The 14,981-nt window shown below is 31.8% G+C and carries 12 protein-coding genes and 1 pseudogene; 7 read left to right on the top strand and 6 right to left on the bottom strand.

The genetic code is table 11. From position 1 onward, the window contains the following. Window positions 1-14: 14 nt before the first annotated feature. Window positions 15-980 (bottom strand): SHOCT domain-containing protein, encoded by a 966-nt coding sequence (locus EGX95_RS17235; protein WP_000572125.1) that lies wholly within the window; start codon window positions 978-980, stop codon window positions 15-17. 886 nt (window positions 981-1,866) lie between these two features. Here EGX95_RS17235 and EGX95_RS17225 point away from each other — a divergent pair. From EGX95_RS17225 to EGX95_RS17200, 6 genes are all read left to right on the top strand, one after another. After that, window positions 1,867-2,571, top strand: coding sequence for a lantibiotic protection ABC transporter ATP-binding protein (locus EGX95_RS17225; protein WP_001002802.1), 705 nt, complete (start codon window positions 1,867-1,869; stop codon window positions 2,569-2,571). Window positions 2,572-2,574: 3 nt separating this feature from the next. Further along, complete coding sequence (locus EGX95_RS17220; protein ID WP_001055399.1) at window positions 2,575-3,327, top strand: lantibiotic immunity ABC transporter MutE/EpiE family permease subunit; 753 nt, start codon at window positions 2,575-2,577, stop codon at window positions 3,325-3,327. 1 nt (window position 3,328) lies between these two features. Then, the gene (locus EGX95_RS17215; protein ID WP_000279844.1) at window positions 3,329-4,087 is read left to right on the top strand and encodes a lantibiotic immunity ABC transporter MutG family permease subunit; all 759 of its coding nucleotides are present in this window, start codon (window positions 3,329-3,331) and stop codon (window positions 4,085-4,087) included. 41 nt (window positions 4,088-4,128) lie between these two features. Further along, window positions 4,129-4,791, top strand: coding sequence for a response regulator transcription factor (locus EGX95_RS17210; protein ID WP_000101086.1), 663 nt, complete (start codon window positions 4,129-4,131; stop codon window positions 4,789-4,791). After that, entirely contained in the window at window positions 4,779-6,143 is a 1,365-nt protein-coding gene (locus tag EGX95_RS17205) for a sensor histidine kinase (protein WP_000416686.1), read from the top strand. The genes EGX95_RS17210 and EGX95_RS17205 overlap by 13 nt, the downstream gene beginning before the upstream one ends. Window positions 6,144-6,357: 214 nt before the next feature. After that, on the top strand, window positions 6,358-7,344 hold the full coding sequence (locus tag EGX95_RS17200; RefSeq protein ID WP_000337574.1) for a choloylglycine hydrolase family protein: 987 nt from the start codon (window positions 6,358-6,360) through the stop codon (window positions 7,342-7,344). A gap of 389 nt (window positions 7,345-7,733) precedes the next feature. Here EGX95_RS17200 and EGX95_RS17195 read toward each other — a convergent pair whose 3' ends face one another. After that, window positions 7,734-7,919 carry a hypothetical protein gene (locus EGX95_RS17195; protein WP_000461128.1) on the bottom strand — a complete coding sequence of 62 codons (186 nt, stop codon included), beginning with the start codon at window positions 7,917-7,919 and terminating at the stop codon, window positions 7,734-7,736. 453 nt (window positions 7,920-8,372) lie between these two features. On the opposite strand from EGX95_RS17195, the gene EGX95_RS17190 reads away from it, so the two are divergent. Continuing rightward, window positions 8,373-11,186 carry a dynamin family protein gene (locus EGX95_RS17190; protein WP_002028277.1) on the top strand — a complete coding sequence of 938 codons (2,814 nt, stop codon included), beginning with the start codon at window positions 8,373-8,375 and terminating at the stop codon, window positions 11,184-11,186. A 99-nt stretch (window positions 11,187-11,285) separates the two neighbouring features. Here EGX95_RS17190 and EGX95_RS17185 read toward each other — a convergent pair whose 3' ends face one another. The 4 genes and pseudogenes from EGX95_RS17185 to EGX95_RS17170 all read right to left on the bottom strand — a co-directional run bounded on the left by EGX95_RS17185 (window position 11,286) and on the right by EGX95_RS17170 (window position 14,974). Continuing rightward, a complete protein-coding gene (locus EGX95_RS17185) occupies window positions 11,286-13,205 on the bottom strand; it encodes an LTA synthase family protein (protein WP_000791044.1) in 1,920 nt (639 codons plus the stop codon). Window positions 13,206-13,685: 480 nt separating this feature from the next. Beyond that, window positions 13,686-13,820, bottom strand: a pseudogene (locus EGX95_RS17180) (NAD(FAD)-utilizing dehydrogenase); the annotation flags it as partial. Then, the gene (locus tag EGX95_RS31155; protein WP_350494402.1) at window positions 13,807-13,866 is read right to left on the bottom strand and encodes a hypothetical protein; all 60 of its coding nucleotides are present in this window, start codon (window positions 13,864-13,866) and stop codon (window positions 13,807-13,809) included. The gene EGX95_RS31155 and the pseudogene EGX95_RS17180, both read right to left, overlap by 14 nt. Before the next feature lie 310 nt (window positions 13,867-14,176). Then, complete coding sequence (locus EGX95_RS17170; RefSeq protein WP_000771014.1) at window positions 14,177-14,974, bottom strand: cell wall hydrolase; 798 nt, start codon at window positions 14,972-14,974, stop codon at window positions 14,177-14,179. Between the last annotated feature and the right edge of the window lie 7 nt (window positions 14,975-14,981).

Genomic DNA, 14,981 nt, shown 5'->3' with positions numbered 1-14,981 from the left:
TTTTTTGTTTGCATTTAGTCTAAAAGTTTTTCTTTTTGTTTAATAAATTCTGCATCTGTAATGATTTTTTTATCTTTTAAAATCGCTAATTTTTCAATTTCATCTGCGACAAACATGTTGTTAGGAAGAGGGGAAATATTTGTCTGTTCCTGACTGTCATTCATATATTCTTGGATGATTGAATCTATTATCTGTGGTTGCATAATTTTGGATTCGATTTTTTGATAATATGCTGGAGTGTGTATTGCAAGTCTTATATTCTCTAGGGCTTGTGTAAGGTGTCGAGTGTCCTTTAATTGGGACGAAAACATTTCTTCTAAAACCCCTTGACGGATAGGTGCCCAAATGAAAAATATAATTATTAGTATAAGAGAACTAATTCCTAAAAAATAGCCTATTGCTTGAGAAACGTCATTAAATATTTTATTAATAGGATTATTAATCCATTGATTGAGTGCTGTCCAAGCAGGAATGATAAATAGTAAAGCTAATCCACCATAGGTTGAAAGGATGGATGCCCATCCTTTTTTCTCGAGTTGGTCAATACGATTATGAAAAATGTCTATTAAAAAGTCTAATGTTTTTTCATCTGTTTCTGGTTTACCAGTTAATATGTTGTTTTGAGTTAAAAAAGATTTGATTATTAAACTAATGGATTCATTCCAATAAGGGCTTTTAACTTCTATCTTATATTTTTTATAAGCCTGATTTTGGGCAGGTATCATCACTGTTTTTTTGAAAAGTTGAAAAAATGTCAAGACAATTAAACAATATATAGTAAGGTGTACAAAAGGGTTATATAAAATAGTTTTATTATTATTTGTCGAAAATACAGCGTAAAGATATAATCCTATAAAAATTAAAGAAATAATGGCGAAAATAGATTTAAAAATTTTATATTTTAAAGAAATAGGTTTATATATTAAATTCCAGCTAGTTAGTTTATTTTTATAAAAGTCTAGTAATTGATTTTCAATCAAAGTTAATCATTCTCCTGTTCAAATTGTGTATTTTTAAAGGTAGTATATCATAATAATAAGAGTAATTAGTAATATTTAGAATATATTAGTAAAATAGTGTTAAAATGTTATTTGATTATTAATGGATCAGATAGGGTGAACTATTTCATTATAAGAACATTTGGTATTAGGGGATTCCCATTTTTTATAAATAGACTACTAGTTTAGACAAATTACCACAATGCTTATAAAAGAAAAAATTAAAATCAGTTACTCTTCAGACTAGCGTTGATACTTTGGATGATGTGATTTGTGAATATAAAAGGGAAATTGATTATATTTATGTTCCTATTCATAAGAATTTATAATGGGAGGAACCATATGGACAAGCATCTACCAAAAATAGACGATATTAAGCACCGAGTAAAGGAATTGATCATAATTTATATAGAGAAGTTATTTCTCAAAAGAGCACAATTCTAAAACAAGAATTGTGCTCTTTATTTCAGTTCATTATTAGTATCAATTTAATCAAAATTTATTCGATATTTACAAAAACTTATGTGTTTTCTCATCTTCTCTATATAACTAAATCGATAAATAGTTCGATTTTAAATTAGGTAACAACGATTTCATTTGGAGTAATCGCAATTTTAAGTCCAAACAAGGCGCCAGTAATAGCAAGTGTCGAAAAATCATGTGAATCCACAGTTTCACACATGTTATATTTAAAAATTGTATGAACTTTAAATGTTTTAGAAATAGAATACAAAAAACATATGAGGAAAAGATTAAAGTTCCGTGAGAGAAGAACTTTTTCTTTGACCATATGTTTTTTCTTTTCCTTATAGAATCCTTATAATTATCATTTATTCTAGAATTACAATATACGAGGAGGAAGTTTAGGATGAATGAGATTATGTTAGAAACAAAAAATCTTTGTAAAACATTTAGAAAGCAAAGTGTCGTACAAAATATTTCGCTTTCTGTACCGAAATATTCAATCTATGGATTGTTAGGTCCTAATGGAGCGGGGAAATCGACCACTTTAAAAATGATAACAGGCATGCTTACACCCACTTCTGGTGAGATTTACTTTGATGGTCATAAATGGACGCGGCACGATCTACATTCTATTGGTGCTTTAATTGAGTCTCCTCCGCTTTATGAAAATTTAACAGCAAGAGAAAACCTGCAGGTTCGTACGACTGTTTTAGGTTTGCCTAAATCAAGGATTGATGAAGTATTGCATATTGTGGAGCTAGAGAATACAGATAAGAAAAAAGCGAAGGATTTTTCTATGGGGATGAAGCAACGACTGGGAATTGCGATTGCATTGCTGAACCATCCGAAATTTTTAATATTAGATGAGCCGATGAATGGACTGGATCCTTTTGGAATTCAGGAATTAAGAAAACTCATTCTATCCTTTCCTGGAAAAGGAATTACGGTCATTTTATCGAGTCATATTTTAAGCGAAGTAAGTCAAATTGCAGATCATGTTGGGATTATATCAGGTGGTGTATTGGGGTATCAGGGGAAATTGAATAAGAATGATGACTTGGAAGATTTATTTGTACAAGTGGCTGGAAAGTATAGAAGGGAGGCATAAGAAATGAATCTATATATTGCATCTGAAAAAATTAAAATTAGACATACTTTTTTGAATAAACTTATATGGCTAGTTCCATTTGCTACAATACTAATTGCCTTTTTATTATCGGCGGATTATTTTCAATTATCTAGTTACAACTGGTGGTACATTACGATGCTTCCGGGAATGGTTTCTTTAAGTTGTGTACTTCTTGCGGAGAAAGATAAAAAAATGAATAATCGTTCCATTTTATCGTTACCAGTTTCATTAAAACGAGTGTGGATTTCTAAAGTATTACTAATTTTAGGGATTTTGAGTTTTTCATGCATACTGTTTTTCTGTGGAATCGAGTTATCTAGTTTACTAGTAAATAAAGAGAATTTCCGCATCATTCCTACGGTAAATGCACTATTAGGAAGCGTTCTTTTAATCGTTACTTTTATGTGGCAAATTCCAATCTGCTTGTTTTTAGGTAACAAAATAGGTCTATTTCCGACGCTTCTGTTGAATGTAGGGGCAAATGGAATTTTTGGAGTTGTATTGGCAACAAAAAATATTTGGATGATTAGCCCATACACATATCCAAGTAGACTGATGATCCCTATTTTGAAAATACTACCAAATGGTTTGTATGCAGAAACCGGAAGTGTAACGTTTAAACCAGAACTACTTTCCTACGATGTGATTTTGCCAGGCATAGTAATTTCTGTTGTGTTGTTCCTGTTATTTACTTATGTGACGGCAAAGTGGTTTGAAAAGCAGGAGGCAAAATAATATGGCGGTTTTGTCGAGGATATTAAGAGCTGATTTTATAAAAATGAAACACACGATTTTTTTCTGGATACATGTAGCGATGCCAATCATCGGTATTGCTCTTTTTTTAAGTTATTATTCCTTTTCAAAATTTGATTCTATAAATAAAGTTTCAGGCTATATACAAGTATTATCGATATCTTTTCCGTTGCTAATTAGCATAGTGTGTTCTTCTGTCGTGGAACAGGAAGCTTTGGCAGGAAATTTTAAAGAACTTTTATCAACGGAATACGGAAGACGTAAAGCGTTAATTAGTAAAGTATGTTTACTTTTAATATGTGGGTTTTGTTCCACTATGTTGGCAGTCGTTGGGTTTGCGACAGGTTTTCATTTTCTGTTAGGACAAAATGAAATTCCATTTGCTTTGTATGTTGAAATTTCCTTCATTCTTTTTAGTTGTCAAATCTTTATGTATATATGGCATCTGTTCTTAAATTTTCGCTTTAGTAAAGGTGCTTCCATTGGGATTGGAATTATAGACAGCTTGCTGGCAGCTTTAATGCTTACAGGGATGGGGGATGTAATTTGGAAATACATGCCATGCGCATGGGGCGCGAGATTATGCAATTATTTTTTGGGATACAAATTAAGTTCTAGTTCTATTCGTGTCTTACCAGTAGAAGCAGCAACTGGAGCAGTGATTTGTGTTTGTTTCACGATCATTGCATTTGTTATTTCTCTTATGTGGTTTTCCTTTTATGAAGGCCGTAAAGAAATGTAAGTACATTTGTATTATAATGGAAGCGAGAGGAGGGATTTTATATGGCAAGAATATTAGCAATTGATGATGAAGAAGGCATCCTTTATATTATAAAAAGTGCTTTAGAGAAAGAAGGCCATGAGGTAACTGCTGTTAGTAATCCTCTTACTATACCAAAGGAGAAATTTTGTCATTATGATTTAATTCTATTAGATGTCATGATGCCAGAAATAGATGGTTTTACACTTTGTAAGGAAATACGGGATTTGGTTGATAGTCCAATTGTATTTCTAACAGCCAAAACAATGGAGAAGGATCTAATCACAGGGCTTAGTCTCGGTGGAGATGACTATATTACAAAACCTTTTGGAATTGGAGAACTGCGTGCGAGGGTATCCGCGCATGTAAGGCGTGAGCATAGAGAAAAGCAAAATGCATTTTTCCTGTCAGGTCTTACATTTCATCTGTCATGTAAAGAAATATGGCATGACGATACATCTATCGCATTTACGAAAAGTGAGTATGGAATTTGCGAATATTTAGCTTTGAATCATGGACAAGTATTTTCAAGAGAAAAGATTTATGAAAATGTTTTTGGTTATGAGGGAGAAAGTGATAACCAAGTAATTGTGGAACATATTAAAAATATCCGTCATAAATTATCTAAGTATGGCATGAATCCAATAGAAACAGTATGGGGAATTGGTTATAAATGGAGAAAGTGAAAAAGCAAGTCAATCTTAGTAAGATTTTAATACAGTATATTTTTGCATTTTCAATAGGGACGATTGCTTTAGTGACTTTTTTTATGATTCTATTCCAAGTTGGAGTTAACGCAGAAATAATCTTACCAGCAAATTATTATGAAAAACAGATTGAGTCGCAAAGAGATGCTATAGTTAAAGCGGAACAGGAAGATGATCAAATTTTAAAACAATATAAATATGCTCTGTATGATTTTTCAGGAAACGTTATACAAGGGAGTATTAATAAAGATTATGCAGGACAAATATGGAATAACATACATAATGATGAAAAAGGTGACAGTACGTACTACTATGCAATTATAGAACGCGATAAAGATATTTGTGTCATTCTATATACGTTACACGCTACTTTTAAAAATCCTATTTTGCAGAAGTATTTACCGAGTCCGGAAGTTTGTGAAATTGTTCTTTTTATTCTACTATTTGTTGCCGAAGTGATATTTCTATCTCGCTCTTTTGGTAAATCATTGTCAAAGGAAATGATGATTTTGAGAAAGGTAACAGATAAAATTCAAAAGGAAGATTTAGATTTTCAAGTGGAACAATCTAAAATAAAAGAAGTGAATGAAGTATTAACTTCTTTAGTAAAAATGAAAGATGAATTAAATCATTCGTTACGTACACAGTGGAATATGGAAACAAATAGAAGAGAGCAGATTGCTGCTTTGGCACATGACATTAAAACGCCGTTAACGATATTGAGAGGAAATGCAGAGCTATTAAATGAATCAATGCTAGATTCAAATCAGAAGAAATGCAATGAGCATATTTTGAAAAGTATTGATGAGATGGAAATATATATGAAATCTTTACTCGATATTACGAAATGTGAGGAAGGCGCTCCACTTCAATTCAAGCAAACAGATCTCCGAGACTTTATTCATAATATTATAGAAGAAAGTGCAATTTGTGTTTTAGGCAAACAGTTAAATCTAATTGAAAATGTTCAGGACATACCAAATTTTATTCCTATTGACGAGACCGCTTTGAAAAGAGCAATTATGAATATAATGATGAATGCAATTGAATATTCTCCGACAAAGGGTGACTTGATGTTCTCAGTGGAAATGATTAGTGAAAAACTGCAATTTATTGTAGAGGACTCGGGAAGAGGGTTTACAGAAGAGGAAATGCATTCAGCTACAGAGCAGTTTTATAGGGGAGATAAAAGTAGAAACTCCAAAGATCATCATGGAATGGGGTTATACATTGCTAAAAGCTTTGCAAAGCAACACGGTGGAAATCTTTACTTAAGTAATTCGAAAAAGCTGTACGGTGCAAAAGTTGTTTTGGAAATATCAGCGAAGTAGAGGGAGGGGGGCAGATTATAACAATTCGCTCCTTTTTAATATACTTCTTTTACAACTATATGTTAAAAATTCATTTATAAACTAGAGATAACCTCAACCTATTTGTAATTTATATGTACGTTCTTAATTTGTTTGTAAGGAAAGAGGTTTTTAATTTACAGACTTATCGGAATTATGTAAAGTGTAGATAAAACCATAAAATGGGGTGTTCTTTATGTGTACTAGTTTGACATTAGAGACAAAAAACGGTCAGCATCTTTTTGCAAGAACGATGGACTTCACATTAGATATGAATCAAGAAGTAATAATCATTCCTCGACATTACCAGTGGAATAATATAACTGGTGAAATCATTAATACGAAACATGCTACGGTCGGAATGGGAATTAATCATCAAGGAAGGATCATTATGGCGGACGGAGTAAATGAAGCAGGTATGACATGTGCAACACTCTATTTTCCAGGATTCGCTACTTATAGTCAAAGCATAGATGACAATAAAACGAATTTAGCTCCATTTGATTTTGTAGCTTGGAGTCTTACACAATTCAATTCTGTCAAAGAGTTAAAGAAATCTGTAGATAGCATTACCTTTTTGGATATACCATTACCGGATTTAGGACTTACGCCACCGCTACATTGGATCTTAGCGGATAAATGGGGAGATTGCATTGTACTGGAGCCGACAAATGAAGGATTAAAGATGTATGATAACCCACTAGGAGTGATGACGAATAGTCCGGAGTTTAATTGGCATTTGCAAAATTTAAGACAATATATTGGCCTTAAATCGCAGCCATTCGCGCCAACAGAATGGAGTAATTTACCATTAAGTGCTTTTGGCCAGGGCTCAGGCTCAATGGGACTTCCAGGGGATTTCACGCCGCCATCGAGGTTTGTGCGGGCAGCATATGGCAAACAAAACATTCAAGGTATAGATAGTGAAGAAGAGGGAGTATCCGCCCTTTTTCATATCTTATCAAATTGCGAGGTACCTAAAGGCGGAGTAATAACAGAAGAAGGTGCATTAGATAATACCATATATACAAGCGTAATGTGTATGGAGTCCGGAACATATTATTATCATACTTACGATTGTAGACAAATTATAGCTGTTCATTTATTTCATGAAAATTTAGATACAGATGAGATTAAAGCCTATCCGTTCCAACGGAAACAAAAAATATTTTATGAAAACTAAGTAGCTTTGAAACAATGTTTGGTGCATTTTTGAATATATATAATAGAGCAATAATGGTTTATATCATTCTTGGATGCTTCTTTAACTTTGGGATTTATCATAAATCTACTCCTTTCTGCAATGACTCCAACGAGTAGAATTTTGCTGCTAGGAGCATTGGCTAAGGAGCAGTGAAGGTGGAATTTATTTATAAATAGTAAAGAACCAAAAAGGTGTGGAAAATATCCATACCTTTTTGGTTCTTCTATTATCTATGTATAAAAAAGCGCTGTATATCAGCACTTTTTAAAAGTACATGAGTTGTATAAGAAAAACTTATATATTACCTATAACTATACAAGGGCTAATATAGATTCTTATTTGATTAATTGTTATAAGAGCCTATACGCTTATTTATTTTTATTATTATTAATTTTTTCCGTATATAGCACCTGCTCTTTATAATGCTTCTTAATTGGGAAAGTATGTGTACCAGAGCCGTTTTTGAAATTTTTATTGATAGGGTTTTTTAGCGGGATTGTTGTAGTTTCGGTAAATTCATATGGGTAGTTTATTTTAGATTTATCTTCAAACATGAAAATGCCTCCTTTTAGGATTTCCTGAATTCTTTACTATAACATGATATGCATATAGATTTTTTTTGGACTAGTTATTTATAGAGGTTAATGGAATTTAATTACGAAACTACTGAAATATTTTAAAGGAAAATAATTTGTGAAATATATGATATTGATTTTTGTTATTTGTTTGGGGAGGTGTTTTTGCATATATATTCGTTATAAATTGTTTTTATAATATGATTCATATAGGTTTTTCCTGATAATATAATGCGGAATATTATAGTGTTATTATGTTATTAGGAACATTTAATGCTGTTTCATAACTGAAAGGGAATTGAAAAAAAACTGAAACTTTTCTCATAAAAATTCAATCTAACTTGAAAAATGAAAGGAAAATGAAATTTTCCAAAAGATATTCTTTGTTAAGATAAAAAGCATACATAAATAAAGTGTTGACATATCTTAAAAATGTATTTTCAAGATATAGTGGGGGAAAAGATGAGAATAGAAAAACAATTAATAAAAAAGATGTATTATGAAACATTCCTAATGGAGAATGTAACAAAACCACCTCTTGACGTACTTGGAGAAGCTTATGTAAACGAAGAAAAAAATGAGATTTCTGATGGATCTTATATTCGTTTTGCGCAAGGTGAATTTTATTATCAGCATCAAGATTTTGAAGCAGCTATTTTTAAATGGGAGAAGGTTAGTAATGAATTAGCACCATGGGCACAAAAAAATATTGCGGATGCTTATTTCGAACTGAATCAATTAGCAGTTGCTGAAAATGTTTATACTTCCATTGCTACTGATAATATAATATTGATGACAGAAATTAGATTACAATTACTTTCTCTTTACATAGAGCAAAATAATTTTGAAGCAGCTTTCGCTGTTATTAAAGAAGCGGTTTCTTTAAATCCGGATTATCCGAATGTCACAAAAATTGCCCGTTCCTTTTATGAGGAACAACAAGATTTTAATAGTGCAGTAGAGCTTGCTGTGAATGAGTTAATTCGAATAGAATCTTATCCGTGGTTTGAGGTGTTAAAAGGATATATCGATAAAGGATTTACTAAACATATTTCACCAGATTATTTTTATGATGCATTAATTACATTAAATAATGTAGATCAAGTACAATTTACGCAAATGGTTTCATCACTTTGGAACAGTTATAAAAATGAACAAAATTACTTATTGTGGCTTAACACAATAAATGAATTTTTCTTACATATTGAAATAGAGTCGTCCGATATATGGGACAAAATTTCTTCTCTTTACGAAGAAACATACTTTGCATTAATTCAAGGGCAATATATGCTTAAACAATTACACGAAATCATTCCAAGTCTTTTAACAAATTGGTTAAAAGTAGTCAATCCGTCTTATGCTGTATTTCCATCAGCAGCTGTATTGGCATGGGATGAGATTTTTTCATCTAAAATAGATTCAGGCGATATACAACATGCGGAAAAGCTACTGTCATATTCTATGAATCATGTGAATGGTTTAGAGTACAGTCTACATCTTTTTGAATCTATTACACAGTGGGCACAAAAGAACAATATAGAAATAGGTCAACGATTTAGATGGTTAGTTGACGAACTTGCAGATTTAAGAACGAATCGTATTTTAGTAACAGGAACTTCAGGGAACGGAAAAACTACATTTATCAACTCTATATTAGGAGAAAATATATTAGAAAAATCAATTTCGAATGTAGTAGTTTTAAAAAATGATGCTCATACAGAAATTAACGCCATAACAGATGCTGCAATTACAACAACGGAAGATATCTCTGATTATCATAATATGATGTCTCAACACCATCAAACGTATAGAGATAGAGCATGTGTTGAATTTAAATTACCATGCAAATTTTTAAGTGAAAATAAACTTACATTTGTAGTTACACCTGGCTTTAATAGGAATAACGACACTAGGGATGAGGTATTTGAATATCTAAATTCCGTGGATGAATTATTGTTTGTATTGAATGCGGATTCACCTTTTACTGATAAAGAGCGTGATATTCTATTAAGCATTCAAGAACATACACCAAATTTACAAATTCATTTCTTATTAAATAAAATCGATAACATTTACAGTGAAGCAGAAGTGAAAAGAGTATTACAAGATACGGCAGCGAGAATAAACACATATTTCCCGCAAGCGAGAATTTTTCCTTATTCTTCGTTATATACAAGTAGTCAACAATTAAATGAGTTAACTGAGTTTATTCATTTTAACTTTAATTATAAAAATATTGATGCAGAACGTACTGAAAAGCTATTGTTCTTCATCCGAAAAACAATTACATATCTTTTAGCTAAACGCGTTGAGAAAGAAAACAATCTAGTGGATGCGATTAAGTGGAATGAAGATATGCTAGTGAAACTAAACGGTAGCATGAATAACCTTACTGCATTTGAGAGGGAAAAAATTCATTTCATTACAGAGTCATATCGTACAATGAAAACGGAAATTACGAATGATCTTACTGAAAATATACCGAAGGTATTACAGAGTTGTTCTGATTTAATAAGTGAAGAAAGCGATTTCGGTCACATGGATACGCAACTAAATAAAGCAATGAATGAAAGAGTGCATAAATATTTAGAACAAACGGTATTACCTCATCTTGCTCTTTCTATGCAAAATTGGATTGCAACTTCTCATAATGAGCTCCTTCAAAGTCAATCGTACTTAGAAGAACTTAGTGAAGGACTTAATTCTTTATTTGGAGAAAATCGAATACAGTTAGAATGTGACTTTAAAGTGTTGGATGACTGGCGCAGAGATACTGACAGAATGACGACTAGAATACAAATGGATGAAGTAAATATTTTACGTCGATTTACGCCAGCACAATTTTTACTGAAAAGTGCCGGTAAATTATTTGGAGTTCTTCCTAAAAATAAAACTATGTTATATAACAAATACAAACAGTATGTAGAAAATGAAGATTATACTGAGGTAACGGATTCTATTATGAAGAAATTTTTCTTGCAATTTGAGCTATTCGAAAACACACAAGAGCGAGATATTCATATCTTCTTTAGGAATCCATTTAACTCCTTGAAACAAGCTGTAGAAAATATGCAATTAGAAATACAAGAAAAACAAGAGATGTTACATAAAATGAAATCAAATCCTGAAGTTTATCATGATTCTATCATGCTCTTTGAATTGAGATTACGTCAATGTGAAGTAATTTTACATATGGGTGATGATCATACTTATACAGATGTAATTTTAGAAACAAGTGCAGAATAAAAGTAAAATATTTAAGATTTTTTATGTGAAATTGCATCACATGTTATAAGAGAGTAAAAGGGAGCAACTGTAATGAGTTGCTCCCTTTGCATATTCACATTATTTTTCAGTTTCTTTAATTTTAGTTTGTACTTCGCCAGTTTTAATTTTATTACTTTCTGAGAAACGTAGTAAATCTCCTTCAATAATTTTGTCAGACATTCGTAATTCATTTTGTGCACGGTTAATGAGTGCTTGAGCTTCTTTTTTTGGTAAATCTACAATTTCACCTGTTATGCGGTCATAGAAAGTGTTGTTTTTGTATGCATATTTGTCTGTAATGAAGCTACCATCACGTAAAACAACAAAACCGGTATATTCATCTGAAAACATATCATGACCAAAACGAATATCGTTCGTAGTATCAATCCCTAATAAATTGAGAATAGTAGGTTTCATATCGATTTGTCCCGTAGGCTTTGAAATCGTTTGACCTTCTGTTTGTCCAGGGACATGAATATATAAAGGTGTACGTTGTAAATTTAAAGTATCAAATTCTGTTATTTGATCTTTTTCTAAAAACTGTGCCATTGCACGATTATGTTTTTCAGAAATGCCATAATGATCACCGTATAATACAATAATAGAATCATCATACATTCCCTCGGCTTTTAAACGCTCAATAAATTTTTTAATTGATTCGTCTAAGTAACGTGCTGTTACGATATAACGATCAAATACGCCATTACCAGAGTTATATGGTTCAATGAATTTTGTATCTTCATCATACGTAAATGGATAATGGTTCGTTAAAGTAAGGAAACGAGCATAAAATGGTTGATCAACAGTTTTTAATATATCTACTGATTGATCAAAGTATTCGATATCTTTTAATCCCCAATTTAAATTAGTTTCGGGCGTAATTTTGTAATCAAGTTCATTATAGTAACGATCATAACCGAGAGCAGAGTACATGATATTACGATTCCAAAATGTTGCGTTATTCGCATGGAATACAGAAGTGAAATAACCTTGCTGACGTAAAATTTCTGGAGTCGCAGTATAATCATTGTTACCGTGTGTGAAGAATACAGCTCCTCGATTTAATGGATATAACGACGTATCAATTAGAAATTCAGAATCGGATGTTTTTCCTTGCCCAGTTTGGTGGAAAAAGTTATCAAAGTAATAGCTTTCATTTATGAATTCATTCAAAAATGGTGTAACTTCTTGTCCGTTAACTGTTGCGCCTATTAAAAAGGTTTGTAAGGATTCAAGAGTAACAACAATTACGTTTTTTCCTTTCGCTACACCAAACATGTTAGGATTCGGCTGACTTTCGTTTGCCTTCACGTAGTTTTCTGTTTCTTGTAATTTACTACTATCAGCAAGTGCCTTTTGTGATCCTGCTTTTACTTGTAGTGTTAAATCATATACTTGATGCGTGTATAGTCCTAAATTTTTAACAAGCATGACTCGGTCGAATGATCTCGTTAGTAATTCAGGTCGCTCTTTTTCTGCAAGATGTAGATTTGCAAAAAATACACCAATCGTTAAGAGAAAATATAACAAGCGTGCCGAATGAGTTACGCGCCCCGTTTGGAAGACTAGTGCCTTCTTCTTTAATAAAATAAAGAAGAAAATAATGTCTGCGAATGCGAGTATAATTTTGTAGTTCAATATTTCTATAATACTACCGCCTAATTGGCCAAAGTTTGATGTTTGTCCAAGTACTGGTAACGTAACGAAATCACTATAAAAATCATAGAACATTACATTCCCAACAAGTACAATTGTTAATAAGAAATTAATACATAGCGCGATATAATTTCGCTTTTCACCGGTTGCAAATAATGCGCATCCGACAAAAGCTAATGAAGCAGCGAGAGGGCTAATAAATAAAATCAGCTCTTGTGTAGAAGACTCAATTTTTAAATCAAAACTGAATCTTGTAATAAGATATGTTTTTAACCATACTGCTAAAGCAATTATTAAAACAAAGCTTATATTTTGCATTTGTAAATTGATTTTATTTTTCATTTTTACTCCTTCTTTATATAATTTGTTTAACTTGTGTTATATATTATATTTTTATAACTATTAGAGTGTAATGAATCAATTAGCTAATGGTTTCTAAAGGTAAAAATATAAAGTATTCACATACGTACAATGAGGAATTTTCAAGCGCCAATCTATTTTTTAGAACAGGCAGAAAAAGTCATAGTTGTAGTAAAAAATACTTATAGACATCCTAACATATTAAACACTATGATGATGTTACAAAATATCGAACAAATGAAGGTGGAACTGAATAGAGGCTTGTAAAACTATTGACATTCAATTTGTTAGAATTGAATGTCAATAGTTATATATACACGTTTATATTACATATGTATCTCATGAAATCTCGATTCCTTGTGGGATAATCGTTAGCGGAGGGAGGATAGTGATTTATGCTATTACTACATAAATAAAACGTTGTGAAACTTAAAATATTTGATTGGTATCTTAATTATGCAATTAGATGTCAGATAAATATTTTCCAACATATAACCCACTTGCAGCAGCTTGAGATAATGAATGAGTGACGCCTGAACAATCCCCAACTAAAAATAGTCCATGTATACTCGTTTCAAAATGATTATTGAGTTTTATCCACAATTAAAACCTTTTTGTTACTTTTAACTAGTAAATAAGCCATAAAAATGCTACTTACTCCAGCGCCGATAATTGTAACATCATACATATTCTTTCACCTGCTAACGAATAGTTTGTTTTTTATTTTTCTAGTGTATAACAATTTTATGAAGGTAAGAAATAAATTTTATTAATAAAGGGGAGTTTTTGAACTTGACGCTTTTTTAATTTCTTAGAGTGATGAAGTAAATACAAGTGTCTTTATTTACAAGAAGAATTAGTTTTCAAAGCCCACTATATCACATGATAAATAAATTCTTACATACAAAAAAACAGACCTTTTAAGTGAAGAGGTCTGTTAATGATTTTAAATGTTATTTAGCGAAGACGTGGTTACCAATTACTGCTACTGTTTGACGTGTCGTAATCCACTTGTCTGTTGATGTTTTCGGGTTATAGAAATAAAGCCAATCAGAATGTATTCCATTTGTGGAGATAGCCTCTTCTACAGCCATTTTTGCTTCTGCGCTTGCAGGCTGATTAATTCTTCCATCTGTAACAGGAGTAAATGCATATCCGTATTTAATAGGTTCATAAATAACGCCTGTTATTGTATTTGGAAAACCTTTTGCGTTTACACGGTTTAGTATAACTTTCGCTACTGCTACTTTTCCTTTATACGATTCTCCACCTGCTTCAGCGGTAACTAAGCGTGCCATTAAGTCTTTTTCTTTTTCTGAAATGCTTGAGTTGATTTTCAAATGTTGTCCTGCATAGAGCTTGTTTCCGACTGTATTGTTAATTTGTTTTATAGATTGAACGGTAACATTGTAACGCTTTGCTATCGTTTCCAATGAATCTCCCGGTTGTACTTGATAAATAATTTGCTCAGAAATGTTCGCAGGTTTGGCGTTTTGGTGAACAGTGATTTCATTTGAGTTGACGGAACCTGGAATATGTAACTGTTCGCCAATGAAAGTTTGATCGTTTCCTTTATGGTTAGCCTGTTTAATGGATTGTATTGAAACGTCGTATCGTTTACTAATGCCCCAAAGTGTATCATTCTTTTTTACTGTATGAATGGTAGAAGCCTCAGCTGTACTTTGACTACATACGAATGTAATTGCAGCCGCAGATAAAGGGATTATATGTTTTATTTTTAATAATTTCATTGTAAAT

This window comes from Bacillus sp. FDAARGOS_527, from assembly GCF_003812125.1.
Taxonomy (GTDB): domain Bacteria; phylum Bacillota; class Bacilli; order Bacillales; family Bacillaceae_G; genus Bacillus_A; species Bacillus_A paranthracis.
The sequence above is the reverse complement of the archived record's forward strand: the minus strand, read 5'-3'. Positions and strand labels throughout refer to the sequence as shown.